This is a genomic window from Nocardioides sp. ChNu-153, assembly GCF_030466625.1.
Taxonomy (GTDB): Bacteria; Actinomycetota; Actinomycetes; order Propionibacteriales; family Nocardioidaceae; genus Nocardioides.
Window position 1 is genome coordinate 53,568 of sequence record NZ_JADEVT010000004.1, and the last position, 18,241, is coordinate 71,808.

13 protein-coding genes and 1 tRNA gene are annotated in these 18,241 nt (G+C 72.2%); 5 read left to right on the forward strand and 9 right to left on the reverse strand.

What is annotated here, in order from left to right; translation table 11 throughout:
* Nucleotides 1-95 precede the first annotated feature (95 nt).
* Nucleotides 96-542 (forward strand): hotdog fold thioesterase, encoded by a 447-nt coding sequence (locus INN71_RS07785; protein ID WP_277498614.1) that lies wholly within the window; start codon nt 96-98, stop codon nt 540-542.
* Nucleotides 543-605: 63 nt separating this feature from the next.
* Here INN71_RS07785 and INN71_RS07790 read toward each other — a convergent pair whose 3' ends face one another.
* Entirely contained in the window at nt 606-1,175 is a 570-nt protein-coding gene (locus INN71_RS07790; protein ID WP_277498615.1) for a GNAT family N-acetyltransferase, read from the reverse strand.
* Nucleotides 1,176-1,378: 203 nt separating this feature from the next.
* On the opposite strand from INN71_RS07790, the gene INN71_RS07795 reads away from it, so the two are divergent.
* Nucleotides 1,379-2,152 (forward strand): DUF554 domain-containing protein, encoded by a 774-nt coding sequence (locus INN71_RS07795; protein WP_277498616.1) that lies wholly within the window; start codon nt 1,379-1,381, stop codon nt 2,150-2,152.
* 217 nt (nt 2,153-2,369) lie between these two features.
* A complete protein-coding gene (locus INN71_RS07800) occupies nt 2,370-3,671 on the forward strand; it encodes an ABC transporter substrate-binding protein (RefSeq protein ID WP_277498617.1) in 1,302 nt (433 codons plus the stop codon).
* Nucleotides 3,672-4,305: 634 nt separating this feature from the next.
* On the opposite strand, the gene INN71_RS07805 is transcribed toward INN71_RS07800, so the two are convergent.
* From INN71_RS07805 to INN71_RS07825, 5 genes are all read right to left on the reverse strand, one after another.
* Nucleotides 4,306-5,109, reverse strand: a complete 804-nt coding sequence (locus INN71_RS07805; protein WP_301800037.1) for an ABC transporter ATP-binding protein — start codon at nt 5,107-5,109, stop codon at nt 4,306-4,308.
* Entirely contained in the window at nt 5,109-6,044 is a 936-nt protein-coding gene (locus tag INN71_RS07810; RefSeq protein WP_277498620.1) for an ABC transporter ATP-binding protein, read from the reverse strand. Before INN71_RS07810 ends, INN71_RS07805 begins: the two co-directional genes overlap by 1 nt.
* Nucleotides 6,034-7,320, reverse strand: coding sequence for a DUF4190 domain-containing protein (locus tag INN71_RS07815; protein WP_277498621.1), 1,287 nt, complete (start codon nt 7,318-7,320; stop codon nt 6,034-6,036). Before INN71_RS07815 ends, INN71_RS07810 begins: the two co-directional genes overlap by 11 nt.
* Nucleotides 7,321-7,375: 55 nt before the next feature.
* Nucleotides 7,376-8,722: a SpaA isopeptide-forming pilin-related protein gene (locus tag INN71_RS07820; protein WP_301800038.1), complete on the reverse strand. Its 1,347-nt coding sequence runs from the start codon at nt 8,720-8,722 to the stop codon at nt 7,376-7,378.
* Between the two features lie 169 nt (nt 8,723-8,891).
* On the reverse strand, nt 8,892-9,500 hold the full coding sequence (locus INN71_RS07825) for an ANTAR domain-containing response regulator (protein ID WP_277498623.1): 609 nt from the start codon (nt 9,498-9,500) through the stop codon (nt 8,892-8,894).
* 92 nt (nt 9,501-9,592) lie between these two features.
* Between INN71_RS07825 and INN71_RS07830 the strand changes: the two genes are divergently transcribed.
* A tRNA-Leu gene (locus tag INN71_RS07830) sits at nt 9,593-9,678 on the forward strand.
* 48 nt (nt 9,679-9,726) lie between these two features.
* Nucleotides 9,727-10,503: a helix-turn-helix domain-containing protein gene (locus INN71_RS07835; protein WP_301800039.1), complete on the forward strand. Its 777-nt coding sequence runs from the start codon at nt 9,727-9,729 to the stop codon at nt 10,501-10,503.
* 122 nt (nt 10,504-10,625) lie between these two features.
* On the opposite strand, the gene pyk is transcribed toward INN71_RS07835, so the two are convergent.
* The 3 genes from pyk to gltB form a co-directional block, all read right to left on the reverse strand.
* Nucleotides 10,626-12,080 (reverse strand): pyruvate kinase, encoded by a 1,455-nt coding sequence (pyk, locus tag INN71_RS07840; protein WP_301800041.1) that lies wholly within the window; start codon nt 12,078-12,080, stop codon nt 10,626-10,628.
* 130 nt (nt 12,081-12,210) lie between these two features.
* A complete protein-coding gene (locus INN71_RS07845) occupies nt 12,211-13,677 on the reverse strand; it encodes a glutamate synthase subunit beta (RefSeq protein ID WP_301800043.1) in 1,467 nt (488 codons plus the stop codon).
* Entirely contained in the window at nt 13,670-18,217 is a 4,548-nt protein-coding gene (gene gltB, locus INN71_RS07850) for a glutamate synthase large subunit (protein WP_301800044.1), read from the reverse strand. The genes INN71_RS07845 and gltB overlap by 8 nt, the downstream gene beginning before the upstream one ends.
* Nucleotides 18,218-18,241 lie beyond the last annotated feature (24 nt).

Genomic DNA, 18,241 nt, shown 5'->3' on the forward strand with positions numbered 1-18,241 from the left:
GGGGGCGCTGCTCGGCTCGGGCACGCCCGCGACCCTACCGCCGCGCGCCGACCACCCCACGCGGGCGGGCGCCGGAGCACCGGCATGATGAACCCATGAGCGACGACGCCACGACCCCCGCCACGCCCGCCGAGGACATCCTCGCCGCCATGCCGCACGGCATGGGGAGCCTCAACGAGAAGATGGGCATCGAGCTGGTGGAGGTCGCCGCCGACCGCATCGTCGCCACCATGCCGGTCGAGGGGAACACGCAGCCCTACGGCCTGCTGCACGGCGGCGCGTCGGTCGTGCTCGCCGAGACGCTCGGCTCCATCGGCTCCGCGCTGCACGCCTACCCCGACCGCCTGGCCGTCGGCGTCGACATCAACGCCACGCACCACCGCTCGGCCAGCAGCGGCACCGTCACCGCCGTCGCGACGCCCGCCCACCTGGGGCGCACGTCCACCTGCTTCGAGGTCGTCGTCACCGACGAGCGCGACCGCCGGGTCTGCACGGCGCGCATCACCTGCGCGCTGATCCCGGCCGACCGGCTCGGTCACTGACCCGGGTACGGCGGGAGCCCCCCGGCCGCCGGTCCTGTCCGCCGGTCCTGTCCGGCGGCCCGGTCAGCCGGCGCGCGGCGTGGGGGCCTGACGGCGCGCGGAGCGCCGGGCGGCGAGCACGTGCGTCAGCTGCTGACGCCCGGCGGGCCGGGTCATCGTGGGGCGCATCGCGTTGATGCGGGCGCGCACCGCCGTGGTCGGCGCGAGGCGCAGCGAGGCGCGCGTGGCGAGCCCGAGGCGGGCCATGAAGCGGTTCGCGTCGCGGGAGGTGCTGAGCGAGGCGGTCGAGACCTGCGGGACGTCGTTCTCCTCCGCGAACGCGACCCCGGCCTCGATGAGCGAGCGGCCGACCCCGCGGCGGCGGAACTCCTCGCGCACCGTCGGCGACACGATGTGCACGACCGGCGTGAGGTTGAGCGGCGAGATGGTCGTCAGCTGCAGCAGCACGGCACCGGCGAAGTCGCCGTCGTGCTCGGCCACCACGACGCGGGTGGGACCGCCCGCCAGGGAACGCTCGACCACCTCGCCGAGGTCGACCTGGCCGTCCTCGGGCCGCACGGCGTCGCCCCACAGCTCGAGCAGGAGCGGCACGTCGTCCGGACCGGCGGCGCGGAGCAGGAGCGGTGCGGCCATCACGCGATCACCCAAGCCATCCAGTGCCTCCCAGCGATCCGGCCCGCGGCGCGGGCGGTGACGTGCGCGCATCCTCGCGCGGCACCCGTCGCGAGCCGGACGCCGGGGCCACCCTACGCTCGCCCGTGGCCGCCCGTCAGGGCGGCCGGTCAGACGCAGGAACCCCCACGGACCGCCCACGGTCCCATCCCGGAGGAGGCGCCGTGTTCACCGGCAGCGGCACGGCGGTCAACATCGTCACGGTCCTCGTGGGGTCGGGTATCGGCGTCGCCCTGGGCCACCGCCTCCCCGAGCGGGTACGCCGCGTGGTCACCGACGGTCTCGGGCTGGTCACGCTGCTGGTCGCGGGGACGGCCGCCGTCGACGTGCTCGACCCCGACCTGAGCGCGGCCACGGGCAGCGGTGCGCCGATGCTCGTCGTGCTCGGCGCCGTCCTCGTGGGCGGGATCGTCGGGGCGGCGCTCGACCTCGACGGCCGCCTCCTGGCGCTCGGCCACCTCGCGCAGCGCCGGCTCACCCGTCGTACCGCTCCCCCGGCCGGCGGGCCTGCCGACGCCCCGGAGGACGCGGACCGGTTCGCGGCGGGGTTCGTCGCCGCCTCGATCCTGTTCTGCACGGGGCCGCTCACCGTGCTCGGCTCCCTCAACGACGGGCTCGGGGCCGGCGCGGACCAGCTCTACCTCAAGGCCGTCCTGGACGGGTTCGCCGCGATCGCGTTCGCGGCGACGTTCGGCTGGGGCGTCGCGGCCAGCGCCCTCACCGTCCTCGTCGTCCAGGGCGGCCTGACGCTCGTCGGCGTGGTCGCCGGCGACGTCCTGCCCGCCGCGCACGTGGCGGCCCTCGGCGCGGTGGGCGGGGTGCTGCTCATCGGCGTCGCCCTGCGCCTGCTCGACGTCAAGCAGGTCGCGGTGGCCTCGCTGCTGCCCGCGCTCGTGGTGGCCCCCGCCCTGGTCGAGCTGGTCGTGCGGCTGCGCTGACGCCGTACCGGTCCGCCGTACCGGTCCGCCCTTCCTGCCGCCGCCCGGCCGGCCGGTCTGGTCCGCTTCGTCGCCCGCAGGCCGCCGGATGGTCACGAAACGGCCACAAATGACGGGACGTCGCGGACTCCCCCCCGCGGGCCGGTGCCGAGGGCTACCTTCCCTCCAGACCCCGGCGGTTCCCGCCGGGCGGATCCCGAGAATCCACGGAGGATTGATGAAGAGCAGGTCCACCACCTTCCGCCTCGCCGCGGTCGTGTCCGCCGGCGTGCTCGCCCTGTCCGCATGCGGCGGCAGCGACGAGGAGAACGCCGACGAGGGCAGCTCGAACGGCGGGGACAACTCCTCGGAGTCGCCCGCCGCCGAGGGCGACGGCACCCTGACCTTCGGGTCCCTGCTGCCCGAGACCGGCAGCCTCGCGTTCCTCGGCCCGCCGGAGTTCGCCGGCGTCGACCTGGCTGTCCAGGAGATCAACGAGGCCGGCGGCGTGCTCGGCCAGGACGTCGTGCACGTCCGCGGCGACTCGGGCGACGCCGACTCGGGCATCGCGCCCGCCGAGGTCGACTCGCTGCTGTCGGCCAACTCCGACGTCATCGTGGGTGCGGCCTCCTCGGGCGTCTCCATGACGGTCATCGACCAGATCATGGACGCCGGCGCGGTCATGTACTCCCCGGCCAACACCTCGACCGACTTCGACGAGGGCGACTACGCGGAGCCGGACCTCTACTTCCGCACCGCCCCCTCCGACATCCTCCAGGGTGCGGTCATGGCCAACCTCCTCATCGAGGACGGCCGCTCGAACGTCGCGATCCTGGCCCGCCAGGACGCGTACGGCGAGACGCTGGCCGAGCAGGTCCAGACCAACCTCGAGAACGCCGGCAGCTCCGTCGCCGCGACCGTGTTCTACGGCGAGAACGCCCAGTCGTTCGACTCGCAGGTCGAGGAGATCGCGGCCGCCGGCGGCGACGCGCTCCTGCTCATCGGCTTCGAGGAGACGGCCACGATCATCCCGCAGCTGATCACCGCCGGCGCCGGCCCGCAGGACCTGCCGACGTACTTCGTCGACGGCAACACGGCCGACTACTCCGCCGACTCCGACCCGTCGCTCCCCCCGGGCGTGCTCACCGGCACGAAGGGCACCATCCCCGGCGCGGACACCGCGGGCGAGTTCCAGGAGCGCCTGCTGGCGATCGACCCGGAGCTGACGTCGTTCGCGTACGCCGCCGAGTCCTACGACGCGGTCATCACCTCGGCGCTCGCCGCCATCGCCGCGGAGAGCGACGCCGGTGAGGCCATCGCCGACGCGCTCGTCGACGTGACGAAGGAGGGCACGAAGTGCATGACCTTCGCCGAGTGCGCCGAGCTCCTCGCGTCCGGCGAGGACATCGACTACGACGGTGCCTCCGGCCCCATCGAGCTCGGTGAGACGGGCAGCCCGACCGCTGCCTCGATCGGCATCTACGAGTACGACGCCGAGAACCGCAACGCCCCCGTCGACTACATCGCCGGCGAGATCTGAGCCGGTTCGACACCACGCACCACACCCCTGAGCGGGCCCGGGACCAGCTGGTCCCGGGCCCGTTCTGCGTCTGCGCCCGCAGGCCCCGCGCCGTGCGTCCTGCGGAGCGTGGGCCCGGGCGCACGGTCCGCATGACGTCCCGGCGCCCGGCGAGACGCCGCGTGCCCCGCGGCGGCGCCCCGCGCCGTACGTCATGCGGAGGGTGGGCCCGGGCGCACGGTCGGCATGACGTCTCGCGCCCACCCCGCGACCCGACAGCCCGCGCCGTGCGTCATGCGGAGGGTGGGCCCGGGCGCACGGTCGGCATGACGTCTCGCGCCCACCCCGCGACCCGACAGCCCGCGCCGTGCGTCATGCGGAGGGTGGGCCCGGGCGCACGGTCTGCATGACGTCCCGGCACCCAGCGCGACGCCGCGTGACCTGCAGCGGCGTCGTACGCCGTACGTCATGCGGAGGGTGGGCCAGGGCGCACGATGCGCATGACGTCCCGCGCACCCCGCGCGCTCCCCCGCCGCCGCCCTACCCCCGCCGCCGCCCCACCCCCGCGCCCCCACACCCGCTCCCCCACCTCCAGGTACGACGGAGGGCCCCGGTCCGCTGGTGCGGTCCGGGGCCCTCGTCGTGCGGGGTCGCGTCAGGCGGGGGTGGTGCCCTCGTCCTTCGTCTCGGCGGCGCCGAGCGTGCCCAGGTAGAGCTGGATGACCTTCGGGTCGTTCGCGAGCGAGCGGCCCGTGCCCGTGTAGGCGTTGCGGCCGTGGTCGAGCACGTAGCCGCGGTCGCAGATCTGCAGGCAGCGGCGGGCGTTCTGCTCGACCATGATCACGGAGACGCCGGCGCGGTTGATGTTGCGCGTCTGCACGAACACCTCGTCCTGCAGCACCGGCGAGAGGCCGGCCGACGGCTCGTCGAGCAGCAGCACCGACGGGGCCATCATGAGCGCGCGGCCCATGGCCACCATCTGGCGCTCGCCACCCGACAGGGAGCCGGCGCGCTGCTTCCGGCGCTCGCCGAGGCGCGGGAAGATGTCGGTCACGAAGTCGAAGCGCTCGGTGAACTTCTTCGGCGCCTGGTAGCAGCCCATCTCGAGGTTCTCCTCGATGGTCAGGCTGGGGAACACGTTGTTCGTCTGCGGGACGAAGCCGATGCCCGCCGTGACGAGCTGGTCGGCGCGCTTGTTGGTGATGTCGCGGCCCTCGAGGGTGACGGAACCGCTGCGCACGTTGACCAGGCCGAAGAGCGCCTTGAGCAGCGTCGACTTGCCGGCGCCGTTCGGGCCGATGATGCCGACGAGCTCGCCCTTGTTGCAGTAGAGGTCGGCCCCGTTGAGGATGTTGACGCCCGGCAGGTAGCCGCCGGTGAGGTCGTCGGCGCGGAGGATCGCGTCGCCCGCCGCGGCGAGGTGCGCCTCGCGCTCCGGCGTCGTGGTCGCAGCGGTCATCAGTGCTTCTCCTCCTCGTTGACGGCCTCGATCTCCGCGTTGGCCTCGGCCTCGAGCGCGGCCTCGTCCATCTCGCTGAGGTCGGTGTCGTGGTGGGCGCCGAGGTAGGCGTCGATCACGGCCTGGTTCTGCATGACCCGGTCGGGCGTGCCCTCGGCGACGATCCGGCCCTGCGCCATGACGATGACCCAGTCGGAGATGTCGCGGACCATGTCCATGTCGTGCTCGACGAACAGCACGGTGCGGCCCTCGTCGCGCAGCGACTTCACGTGGCCGAGCAGCGACTGCTTGAGGGCCGGGTTCACGCCGGCCATGGGCTCGTCGAGCATGATCAGCTCGGGGTCGACCATGAGGGCGCGGGCCATCTCGAGCAGCTTGCGCTGGCCGCCCGAGAGCGAGCCCGCGAAGTCCTCGCGCTTGGCGTCGAGCTTGAACCGGCGCAGCAGGTCGTCGGCCCGCACCGTGTTCTCCGCCTCCTGCTTCTTCCACAGGAAGGGGAACGCCGCCTGCCACATGCGCTCACCGCGCTGGCCCGTCGCGCCGAGGCGCATGTTCTCGATCACGGTCAGCTTGGCGAGCACCTTCGTGAGCTGGAAGGTGCGCACCATCCCGAGCCGCGCGACCTTGTACGGCGCCACGCGCTGCAGGGAGCGCCCGTTGAAGCTCCACTTGCCCTCGTCGGGCACGTCGAAGCCGGTGAGCAGGTTGAACAGCGTCGTCTTGCCCGCGCCGTTGGGCCCGATGAGGGCCGTGATCGCGCCGCGCTGGATCTCGATGTGGTCGACGTCGACGGCCTTCAGGCCGCCGAACTGACGCGTGATGCTGTCCCCGACGATGATCGGGTCCGGCTTGGGCGAGCCCGGCTCGCTGCCGACGCCCGACAGGTCGGGGCGCGGGCGCGGCTGGACGGAGGTGCTGGCGAGTTCAGCGGCCATCGATCGCGATCTCCCTTCGGTCACCGAAGATCCCCTGGGGACGGAAGATCATCAGCAGCATGAGTCCGAGGCCCGTCGCGATGAAGCGCACGAGGCTCGCCTGGGTGTTGTCCATGAACCAGTCCGGCATGAGCGGGCTGGGGCCCGACGTCGCCTGGTCGAAGAAGTCGCCGAGACCGGCGATGAGGAACCAGAGGATCATCGCGCCGACGACCGGGCCGAGCACACGAGCGGCCCCGCCGATCAGCAGCGCGGTGAACGCCAGGAACGTCATGTTGGTGGAGTAGTCGCTCGGCACGACCGAGGCCTGCTTGAGGGCCAGGAACAGACCCGCCAGACCACCGAAGACACCACCGAGGACCAGCGCCTGCATCTTGTAGGCGAAGACGTTCTTGCCGAGCGAGCGCACGGCCTCCTCGTCCTCGCGGATGGAGCGGAGCACGCGGCCCCAGGGGCTGCGCATGAGCGCCCACACGAGGAGGCAGCACAGGGCGACGAGCGTCCAGCCGACGACCATGGACCACAGGTCGCGGGCGCTGAACGAGACGATGCCGAGGTCGAGCCGCTCGCTGAACGGGTTCATGTCCTGGTAGGTGCCGGCGAAGCCGTTGAGGCCGTTCGAGCCGCCGAACACGTCCTTGGTCTCGACCGCGCCGAACACGAGCCGCAGGATCTCGGCCGTCGCGATGGTGGCGATGGCGAGGTAGTCGGCCCGCAACCTCAGTGTCGGCAGGCCGAGCACGATCGCGAGGGCCACGGGCGCGAGCAGGGCGATGAGGACGCCCATCCAGAACGGCAGGTCCCACGTCACGACGCTGACCGCGAGGCCGTAGGCACCCACGGCCATGAAGCCGGCCTGGCCGAAGTTCAGCAGGCCCGTGTAGCCGAAGTGGACGTTGAGGCCGATGGCCGCGAGCGCGTAGACGATCGCGTTGGGGCCGAACGCCTGGTTGAGGGCCGTGCGGAACACCCCGGTCAGCTCGACGTCGGAGATCCCGGCGGTGAAGCCGATGATCAGCCAGAGCACGAGGTAGACGGTGCCGATGACGCCGAGGACCTGGCCGGCGATCGCGAGGCCGCGCCCGCCCTGCCTGCCGTCGGACGCCTCGATCTCGCGCACGGCCTTGCGGCCGGCGAGCCAGGCGAAGGGCGAGGTGAAGCCGAACGCGAGGGTGATGCCGAGGATGCCGAGGACCACGGAGGTCACGGCACCGCGGTTGTTCTGCTGCGCCACGACCGGGGCAGCGGGCTTCGCCGTGGTCGAGGTGTCGCTCATGCGTTGCTCCGATCGTGGGCGGCGGGCGAGGGGACGGTCGAGGTGGACATGGCCGTCACCCGATCCGCTCGCGGCGACCGAGGATGCCCTGCGGCCGGATCAGCAGGACGAGGATGAGGACGACGAGCGCGCCGACCTCCTTGATCGACGACGGCACCCCGAACAGCGGGCCGACCTCGACCATGATGCCGATGACCATCGAGCCGAACAGCGCACCCCAGATGGTGCCGAGGCCGCCGAGGGTGACCGCCGCGAAGACCAGCAGCAGCAGCTTGAAGCCCATGAGGAAGTTGATCTGGCTGTTGATCGCGAGGAGCACGCCGGCGAGGCCCGTCAGGGCGGTGCCGAGCACCCAGACCGAGCTGATGACCCGGTCGACCTTGAGGCCCGAGGACGCCGACAGCGCGGGGTTGTCGGAGACCGCCCGCATGGCCTTGCCCATCCGGGTGCGCATCAGGGCGATGCAGACGACCACGATGGTGACGACCGAGATCCCGATGATCGCGATCTCCTTGTCGGCCAGGCTGACGATGCCGTAGTCGGTGCGCGCCTGGCTCACGTACTCGCTCAGCGACTTGCGCGAGCTGCCGATCGAGTACTGGTAGAGGTTGCGCAGCAGCAGGCTGAGGCCGATGGAGACGATCATCATGGCGATGAGACCCGTGCCCCGCCGTCGCAGCGGGCGCCACAGGCCCCGGTCCTGCGCCCAGCCGAACGCCGCGGAGACGACGACCGCCACCACGCCGGCGAGCACGACCGGCATGCCGAGGCCGCGGTTGGCGACGTACGTCGCGAGCGCCCCGAACGTGATGAGCTCACCGTGCGCGAAGTTCGTCAGCCCCGTGGTGCCGAAGATCAGCGACAGACCCAGGGCCGCCAGCGCCACGATGAGACCGAACTTCACGCCGGAGACGAGGCTGGTCGTGAGCCGGTCCGCGAACGAGACCGACTCGACCTCCTGCACGCCGATCGGGAACAGGCCGCCGTTGGCGCCGTTGATGCGGGCGGTGATGGTGATCTCGGATTTCGTGTCGTCGCCGAGCTCGATGCCGTCGGGCAGGGAGTCCTCGTCGAGCGTCACCGTGTAGGTGCCCAGCTCGGGGATCGGCACGATGACGACGCCGTCGGGGTCGGTCTGCGCCGACCCGACCTCCTCGCCGCCCTCCGACTCCACCGTCAGCGTCACGCCGGCGACCGGCTCGTCGGCGGCCTCGTCGAGCAGACGCACGCGCACGTAGGGGCCCTCGGCCGGCGGCTGGGCCGCCGGGGCCGTGGTCTCGCCGGATCCGGGCTCGCTCGTGGCGCCGGCGCTGGGGGACGGCGTGGGTGCGTCCGTCTCCTCGGCGGCATGGGCGGCGCTGAGCGGAAGCATCAGCACCACGAGCAGGGCGAGAAGCGCCATGAAACGCATTCGCACGCGGTGACTCCTGTCGTTGGAGCGCGCTGCGCGCTCGTCGGTCGGGACACCCTAACGGCGCCGACGACGCCTCAACGCGGGTTTCGGACCCCCGGAGGTAACAGTTCAGTCTCCGACCGTGATCGGTACGGCGGACGCGGCCACCGCGGGCCCGCTACGCGGTGCCGGAGGCCCCCGGACCGTGCGCGACGACGCCCTCGGCCACCTGCCGCATCGACAGGCGCAGGTCCATCGCCGTCTTCTGGATCCACCGGAACGCGTCCGGCTCCGACAGCCCGAGGTCCTTCTGCAGCACACCCTTGGCGCGGTCGACGGCCTTGCGGGTCTCGAGCCGCTCCGTGAGGTCGCCGACCTCCTGCTCGAGCTGGCTGAGCTCGGCGAACCGGCTGACGGCCATCTCGATCGCCGGCACCAGGTCGGTGGCCGAGAACGGCTTCACGAGGTACGCCATCGCCCCGGCGTCGCGCGCCCGCTCGACCAGCTCACGCTGGGAGAACGCGGTGAGGATCACGACCGGGGCGATGCGCTGCGCGGCGATCCGCTCCGCCGCCGCGATGCCGTCGAGCACGGGCATCTTCACGTCGAGCACGACCAGGTCGGGGCGCAGCTCCTCGGCGAGCTCGATCGCCTTCTGCCCGTCGCCGGCCTCGCCGACGACCTCGTACCCCTCGTCGGCCAGCATCTCGGCGAGGTCCATGCGGATGAGCGCCTCGTCCTCGGCGATCACGACGCGTCGGCGGGCACCCGGGGCTTGATCGGTCACGGGGTGAAGGCTAGCCCTCGGCAGCGGCGTCCGAGACCGTACGTCTCGCGGAGAGGCGGGGCTCACGCTGCGGTAGGGTCTGCGTCTGCCTGGCCGGGTTGGCGGAACGGCAGACGCGATGGTCTCAAACACCATTGTCCGAGAGGGCGTGTGGGTTCGAGTCCCACACCCGGCACCAGGCGACACCCGCTCTCGGACGGTCGGCGGTCGCCGACACACTCGTGCCGTGCACGTACGCCCGACCGAGACCGTCGCCTCCGCGCTGGCAGCGATGCGCGCGGGAGTCCCGGACGCGGCGAACGCGCGCAAGCACGGCGTGGCGCCGGGGACGATCCGCCGGTGGCGGCGCCTCTACCTCGAGCAAGGGCGTCCCCGCGGCCAGGCCCACCTCACCGCCCGGTGTCCGCGGTGCGACGCCGTCCCCCTGGACGGCGCTGCGTACGCCGAGCTGTTGGGGTGGTACCTCGGCGACGGTCACGTATCCCGGGGACGCCGCGACGTGTACGCGCTCCACGTGATCAACGACCTCAGCTACCCGGTCGCGAACGCGCGGATCCAGGACCTGATGCGGGCCGTCAAGCCCGGGAGCCGACCCCACACCCGGGACCGACCGGGGTCGGTCATCACCACCGTCTCGTGGAAGCACTGGCCCTGCCTGCTCCCCCAGCACGGCCCGGGGCGGAAGCACGAGCGCCCGATCGTGCTCGAGGCGTGGCAGCGGGAGGTCGTCGAGCGTCACCCGGGCGACTTCCTGCGGGGTCTGCTGCACTCCGACGGCGCGCGGGTGCGCAACTGGGCGACCCGGGTCGTGGCCGGCGACCAGCGCCGCTACGACTACCCGCGCTGGCAGTTCGTCAACGCGTCGGCCGACATCCGCGGGCTCTGCTGCTGGGCGCTGGACCTCGTGGGTGTGGACTGGCGGGCGTCCGGGCCCCGCACGATCAGCGTGTCCCGCCGCGACGCCGTCGCCCGCCTCGACGCGCTCGTCGGGCCGAAGGCCTGAGCGCCCCCGCTCGGGCCGAAGGCCTGAGCGCCCCCGCTCGGGCCGAAGGCCTGAGCGCCCCCGCGACGCAGCACGACCCCGGGGTCACCCGGGGCCGTGCGGCGTGCTGGGAGAGAGGAGGATCAGGCGGGCGCGGCCCGGCGGTACGCCGGGGCGACCTCGTTGATCGCGTCGCCCATCTGGTGCACGCGCAGCGCGTTGGTCGAGCCGGGGATGCCGGGCGGGGCGCCGGCGATGATGACGACCAGGTCACCCTCCTTGACGCGCTCGATGCGCAGCAGCGCCTCGTCGACCTGCCGCACCATCTCGTCGGTGTGCTCGACCTGCGCGGTCTTGAACGTCTCCACGCCCCAGGTCGCGGCCAGCTGCGAGCGGGTCGACGCGAGCGGGGTGAACGCCAGGATGGGGATGGGACCGCGGTAGCGGGCCAGGCGCCGGGCCGAGTCGCCGCTCTGCGTGAACGCCACGAGGTACTTCGCGCCGACGCGCTCCGCGACCTGCGCCGCGGCGAGCGCGATGATGCCGCCCTTGGTGTGGGGGTCCCAGTCGATGGCGCGGATGTCGGCGGCCGCGTGGCGGTCGGCGCTCTCGATGATGCGGGCCATGGTCTCGACGGCGGTCACGGGGTACTCCCCCACGCTCGTCTCGCCCGACAGCATGACGGCGTCCGCGCCGTCGAGCACGGCGTTGGCGACGTCGGAGGCCTCGGCGCGCGTCGGGGCCGGGGCGCCGATCATCGACTCCAGCATCTGCGTCGCCACGATGACGGGCTTGGCGTTGCGGCGGGCCAGGTCGACGATCCGCTTCTGGTGGAACGGCACGTCCTCCAGCGGGCACTCCACGCCGAGGTCGCCGCGCGCCACCATGAAGGCGTCGAACGCGTCGATGATCTCCTCGAGGTTGTCGATCGCCTGCGGCTTCTCGATCTTGGCGATGATGGGGACGCTGCGCCCCTCCTCGGCCATGATCGCGCGCACGTCCTCGGCGTCCGCGGCGGAGCGCACGAAGCTGAGCGCCACCATGTCCACGCCGATCCGCAGCGCCCAGCGCAGGTCCGCCACGTCCTTCTCCGACAGCGCCGGCACCGAGACGGCCACGCCGGGCAGGTTGATGCCCTTGTGGTTCGAGACCCGGCCGCCGACCAGCACCTCGACCTCGACGTCGGTCTCGGTGGTCGACACGACCCGCATGCGGACCTTGCCGTCGTCGATGAGGAGCGCGTCACCCGGCTTCACGTCGCCGGGCAGACCCTTGTACGTCGTGCCGCAGATCGACGCGTCGCCGTCGACGTCGCGGGTGGTGATCGTCCAGCTCTGGCCGCGGCGCAGCAGCACCGGGCCGTCGGAGAACGTTTCCAGGCGGATCTTCGGTCCCTGCAGGTCCGCGAGGATGCCCACCCCCCGGCCGCTGGCGTCGGACGCCTGGCGGACGTGCTGGTAGACCTGCTCGTGGTCCGCGTAGGCACCGTGGCTCATGTTGAGGCGCGCCACGTCCATGCCGGCGTACACCAGCTCCTGGACACGGCGGGCGGAGGAGGTCGCGGGACCCAACGTACAAACGATCTTGGCTCTGCGCACGAGGCAACGGTACTGCCGACCACCCTCACGGGTGACACTGGTCTGGATCGTTCAAATGAACTTCACAGCAACGCAACGGGGCCGGGACCCCGGAGGGGGTCCCGGCCCCGTGGGCGGGTGCGGCGCTCGCTCACACGACCAGCGGTCGCTCCGTCGACTTGATGGGCGCCGGCAGCGACGTCGAGCCCGTCAGGTACTCGTCCACCGCCGCCGCAGCCGCACGACCCTCGGCGATGGCCCACACGATGAGCGACTGGCCGCGGCCGGCGTCACCGGCCGCGAACACGCCCTCGACCGAGGTGCGGTACGTCGGGTCCCGCTTCACGTTGCGCCGCTCGTCGAGCTCCAGCCCGAGCTGCGCGACGACCGAGTCGGTCTCCGGGCCCGTGAAGCCCATCGCGAAGAGCACCAGCTCGGCCGGGATCTCCCGCTCGGAGCCCTCGACCTCGACGAACCGGCCGTCCTCGAGGCGGACGTCGACGAGCAGCAGCGCACGCACGTTGCCGTCCTCGTCGCCGCGGAACTCCTTGGTGGAGACGCCGTACACCCGGTCGCCGCCCTCCTCGTGGGCCGAGGAGACACGGAACAGCGCGGGGTACGTCGGCCACGGCTGCGCACTCGGGCGATCGCCGCCCGGCTGCGGCATGATCTCGAGCTGCGTGATGGACGCGGCGCCCTGGCGGATGGAGGTGCCGAGGCAGTCCGCGCCCGTGTCGCCGCCGCCGATGATGACGACGTTCTTGCCGTCGGCGCGCACCTGGCCCTCGACCGTCTCCCCGACCGCGACGCGGTTGGCCTGCGGCAGGAAGTCCATCGCCTGGTGGATGCCGCCGAGCTCGCGCCCCGGGACCGGCAGGTCGCGCGGGATCGTCGCCCCGGTGGCCAGCACGACGGCGTCGTAGCGGGCCCGCAGGTCGTCACCGGTCACGTCCGTGCCCACGTCGACGCCCGTGCGGAACACGGTGCCCTCGCGGCGCATCTGGTCGAGGCGGCGGTCGACGTGCTGCTTCTCCATCTTGAACTCGGGGATGCCGTAGCGCAGCAGGCCGCCGATGCGGTCGGAGCGCTCGTAGACCGCGACGGTGTGGCCGGCGCGGGTCAGCTGCTGCGCGGCGGCCAGGCCCGCAGGGCCCGAGCCGACGACGGCGACGGTCTTGCCCGACAGCCACTCGGGCGGCTGCGGCTTGACGTAGCCGGCCTCCCACGCGCGGTCGATGATCGAGACCTCGACGTTCTTGATCGTCACCGGGTCCTGGTTGATGCCCAGCACGCAGGCGGTCTCGCAGGGCGCCGGACAGAGGCGACCGGTGAACTCCGGGAAGTTGTTCGTGGCGTGCAGCCGCTCGATCGCCTCCTCCCAGTCGTCGCGCCAGACCAGGTCGTTCCACTCCGGGATGATGTTGCCCAGCGGGCAGCCCTGGTGGCAGAACGGGATGCCGCAGTCCATGCAGCGGCCGGCCTGCGGCGTGATGATCGGCAGCAGCGCGCGGCCGATGCCGTCGGGGTAGACCTCGTTCCAGTCGTTGACGCGCTCCTCGACGGGACGACGGGTCGCGACCTTGCGGCCCTCCTTGAGGAAGCCCTTCGGGTCAGCCATGCAGCACCTCCATGATCCGGGCGGCCGTCTGGTCCTCGTCGAGGCCCTCGGCTTCCGCAGCGGCTCGGGCGTCGAGCACCCGCTTGTAGTCACGCGGCATCACCTCGGTGAAGCGCGCCAGCGACGCGGGCCAGTCGGCGAGCAGCTGCTCGGCGACCACGGACCCGGTCTCCTCGAAGAACGTGCGGACGTGGCCGTGGAGCTCCTCGGCCGCGTCGCCCTCGACCGGGTGGAGGTCGACCAGCTCGCCGTTGACCCGCCACGGCTTGAGGTCGAGCACCCACGCGATGCCGCCCGACATGCCGGCCGCGAAGTTGCGGCCCGTCTTGCCGAGCACCACCACGCGTCCGCCGGTCATGTACTCGCAGGCGTGGTCGCCCACGCCCTCGGTGACGACGACCGCCCCGGAGTTGCGCACGCAGCAGCGCTCGCCCACCCCGCCGCGGATGAAGATCTCGCCCGACGTGGCGCCGTACGCGATCGTGTTGCCCGCGATGATCTGCTCGTGGGAGGCGAACGTCGCCGCCCGGTCCGGGCGGACGACGAGGCGGCCACCCGAGAGGCCCTTGCCCACGTAGTCGTTGCCGTCGCCCTCGAGGCGCAGGGTCACGCCCCGCGGGACGAAGGCGCCGAACGACTGCCCCGCCGAGCCGGTCAGGGTGATGTCGATCGTGCCGTCGGGCAGGCCCTCGCCGCGGTAGCGCTTCGTCACCTCGTGGCCGAGCATCGTGCCGACCGTGCGGTTGACGTTGCGCACCGCCACCTGGGCGCGGACGGGCTCGCCGTCCTCGAGCGCCGGGCGTGCGATGGCGATGAGCTCGTTGTCGAGCGCCTTCTCCAGCGCGTGGTCCTGCACCTTGGTGCAGCGCAGGTCCTGCTCCGGGAACGCCGTGGTGTCGGGCTCGTGGAGGATCGGCGTCAGGTCGAGACCGGCCGCCTTCCAGTGGTCCACGGCCTGCGCCACGTCGAGCGCACCGACCTGGCCGACGGCCTCGTCGATGCTGCGGAAGCCCAGCTGCGCCAGGTACTCCCGCACCTCCTCGGCGATGTAGGTGAAGAAGTTGACGACGTACTCGGCCTTGCCGCTGAAGCGCTCGCGCAGCACCGGGTTCTGCGTCGCGACGCCCACGGGGCAGGTGTCGAGGTGGCAGACCCGCATCATGATGCAGCCCGAGACGACGAGCGGGGCGGTGGCGAAGCCGAACTCCTCGGCACCCAGCAGGGCGGCGATCACGACGTCGCGACCGGTCTTGAGCTGGCCGTCGGCCTGCACCACGATCCGGTCCCGCAGGCCGTTGATGAGCAGCGTCTGCTGGGCCTCGGCGAGACCGAGCTCCCACGGGCCGCCCGCGTGCTTCAGCGACGTCAGCGGGGACGCGCCGGTGCCGCCGTCGTGGCCGGAGATGAGCACGACGTCCGCGTGCGCCTTCGAGACGCCGGTGGCGACGGTGCCGACGCCGACCTCGGAGACGAGCTTGACGTGGACCCGCGCCGCCGGGTTGGCGTTCTTCAGGTCGTGGATCAGCTGCGCCAGGTCCTCGATCGAGTAGATGTCGTGGTGCGGCGGCGGGGAGATCAGGCCCACGCCGGGCGTGCTGTGCCGCGTCCGCGCCACCCACGGGTAGACCTTGTGGCCGGGCAGCTGGCCGCCCTCGCCGGGCTTCGCGCCCTGCGCCATCTTGATCTGGATGTCGTCCGCGTTCGTCAGGTACTCGCTCGTGACGCCGAAGCGCCCCGAGGCGACCTGCTTGATCGAGCTGCGGCGCTCCGGGTCGTGCAGGCGGTCCGGGTCCTCGCCGCCCTCACCGGTGTTCGACTTGCCGCCGAGCCGGTTCATGGCGATCGCGAGGGTCTCGTGCGCCTCCTGCGAGATGGAGCCGTACGACATCGCGCCGGTGGAGAACCGCTTGACGATCTCCGAGACCGGCTCGACCTCCTCGACGGGGATCGGCTGGCGGCCGGTCGCGCCGGCGTCCTTGAACCGGAAGAGCCCGCGCAGCGTCATGAGCCGCTCGGACTGCTCGTCCACCCGGCTCGTGTACTGCTTGAACACGTCGTACCGGCCCGCCCGCGTCGAGTGCTGCAGGCGGAACACGGTCTCGGGGTCGAACAGGTGCGGCTCGCCCTCGCGGCGCCACTGGTACTCGCCGCCGATGGCCAGCTCGCGGTGCGACGGAGCCACCCCGCTGGGGGGGTACGCCGCGGCGTGGCGCCGCGCGACCTCCTCCGCGACCGTGTCGATGCCGATGCCGCCGAGCTTGGACGTCGTGCCGACGAAGTACTCGTCCACGAGCTCCTGGGAGAGGCCGACGGCCTCGAAGATCTGCGCACCGGTGTAGGACGCGACCGTCGAGACGCCGATCTTGCTCATGACCTTGAGGACGCCCTTGCCGAGCGCCTTCACGAGGTGCTTGACCGCGACCTCCGGCTCGGCCTTGACGTAGTAGCCCGCCCGCGCGAGGTCCTCGACGGACTCCATGGCGAGGTACGGGTTGACGGCGGCCGCGCCGTACCCGACGAGCAGCGCGACGTGGTGCACCTCGCGCACGTCGCCGGCCTCGACGAGCAGGCCGACCTGGGTGCGGGTCTTCTCGCGCACCAGGTGGTGGTGCACCGCGCCCGTGAGCAGCAGCGACGGGATCGGGGCCAGCTCGCGGGTGGAGTGGCGGTCCGAGAGCACGATGATGCGCGCACCGTCGGCGATGGCCGCGCTGACCTCGGCGCAGATCTCGCGCAGGCGGGCGGCCATCGCCGCGCCACCGCCCTCGACCGGGTACAGGCCGCGGGAGACGTGCGTGACGAAGCCGGGGTGCTCGCCGTCGCGGTTGATGTGGCGGATCTTCGCCAGCTCGTCGTTGTCGATGACGGGGAACGGCAGCACGACCTGGCGGCACGAGTCCGGACCCGGCTCGAGCAGGTTGGCCTCCGGGCCGATGGAGCCGTTGAGCGAGGTGACGAGCTCCTCGCGGATGGCGTCCAGCGGCGGGTTCGTGACCTGCGCGAACAGCTGGGAGAAGTAGTCGAACAGCAGCCGCGGCTTCTCGCTGAGCGCCGCGATCGGGGTGTCGGTGCCCATCGAGCCGATCGGCTCGGCGCCGGCGTTGGCCATCGGCGCGAGGAGGACGCGGAGCTCCTCCTCGGTGTAGCCGAAGACCTGCTGGCGGCGGGTGACCGAGGCGTGCGTGTGCACGACGTGCTCGCGCTCCGGCACGTCCTTGAGGTGCACGAGGCCGTCGGCGAGCCACTCGGCGTACGGCTGCTCGGCCGCGAGGCCGGACTTGATCTCCTCGTCCTCCACGATCCGGTGCTCGGCCGTGTCGACGAGGAACATCTTGCCGGGCTGCAGGCGACCCTTGCGCACGATGGTGGCGGGGTCGATGTCGAGCACGCCCACCTCGGAGGCCAGGACGACGAGACCGTCGTCGGTGACCCAGAAGCGCGAGGGACGCAGGCCGTTGCGGTCGAGGGTGGCGCCGATCTGCGTGCCGTCGGTGAAGACGACGCAGGCCGGGCCGTCCCACGGCTCCATCATCGTGGAGTGGAACTCGTAGAAGGCCCGCTTGGCCTCGTCCATCTCCCCGTGGTTCTCCCACGCCTCCGGGATCATCATGAGCACGGAGTGCGGCAGGCTGCGGCCGCCGAGGTGGAGCAGCTCGAGCACCTCGTCGAAGGACGCGGAGTCCGAGGCACCCGGGGTGCAGATCGGGAAGAGCCGGTCGAGGTCGCCCGGGATGGCGTCGGAGGCCAGGAGGGCCTCGCGGGCGCGCATCCAGTTGCGGTTGCCCATGACCGTGTTGATCTCGCCGTTGTGGGCGATGAAGCGGAACGGGTGCGCCAGCGGCCAGCTCGGGAACGTGTTCGTCGAGAAGCGCGAGTGCACCACGCCGATCGCGGACGCCACGCGCTCGTCGACCAGGTCGGGGAAGAAGTGGTCGAGCTGGTCGGTCGTGAGCATGCCCTTGTAGACGAGGGTGCGCGACGACAGCGACGGGAAGTAGGCCGCGGCCTCCCGCTCCGCACGCTTGCGCAGGCAGAACGCGAGCCGCTCCAGGTCCATGCCGGACACGGAGCGGTCGACGGGCGCCACGAAGAGCTGGCTGAACGTCGGCATGACGCCGAGCGCCATCGAGCCGAGCACCGCGGGCTCCACCGGCACGTCGCGCCAGCCGAGGACCTCGAGACCCTCCTGGGTCGCGATCTCCTCGATGGTGGTGCGCGCCTTCGCCAGGTCGTCACCCTCGCGCGGCAGGAAGCCGGTGCCGACGGCGTACGCCCCGACGGCCGGCAGGTCGAAGTCCACGACGGCGCGCAGGAACGCGTCGGGGACCTGGAGCAGGATGCCGGCGCCGTCGCCGGAGTTGACCTCGGCGCCGGCGGCGCCGCGGTGGTCGAGGTTGCGCAGCGCCTGCAGGGCCTTGGCCACGATGTCGTGGCTGGCCTCGCCGGTCATGGTGGCCACGAAGGCGACACCACAGGCGTCGTGCTCGAACCGCGGGTCGTAGAGCCCTTGGGCCTCGGGGATCGCGTGCGAGATGGGCACGTGGACATCTCCCGTCGTCGGGGC

What these genes read in the sequence shown, in the direction of transcription:
- INN71_RS07785 (WP_277498614.1), top strand. Translation starts at nt 96, where the DNA reads ATGAGCGACGACGCCACGACCCCCGCCACGCCCGCCGAGGACATCCTC.
- INN71_RS07790 (WP_277498615.1), bottom strand. Translation starts at nt 1,175, where the DNA reads ATGGCCGCACCGCTCCTGCTCCGCGCCGCCGGTCCGGACGACGTGCCG.
- INN71_RS07800 (WP_277498617.1), top strand. Translation starts at nt 2,370, where the DNA reads ATGAAGAGCAGGTCCACCACCTTCCGCCTCGCCGCGGTCGTGTCCGCC.
- INN71_RS07805 (WP_301800037.1), bottom strand. Translation starts at nt 5,109, where the DNA reads ATGACCGCTGCGACCACGACGCCGGAGCGCGAGGCGCACCTCGCCGCG.
- INN71_RS07810 (WP_277498620.1), bottom strand. Translation starts at nt 6,044, where the DNA reads ATGGCCGCTGAACTCGCCAGCACCTCCGTCCAGCCGCGCCCGCGCCCC.
- INN71_RS07815 (WP_277498621.1), bottom strand. Translation starts at nt 7,320, where the DNA reads ATGAGCGACACCTCGACCACGGCGAAGCCCGCTGCCCCGGTCGTGGCG.
- INN71_RS07820 (WP_301800038.1), bottom strand. Translation starts at nt 8,722, where the DNA reads ATGGCGCTTCTCGCCCTGCTCGTGGTGCTGATGCTTCCGCTCAGCGCC.
- INN71_RS07845 (WP_301800043.1), bottom strand. Translation starts at nt 13,677, where the DNA reads ATGGCTGACCCGAAGGGCTTCCTCAAGGAGGGCCGCAAGGTCGCGACC.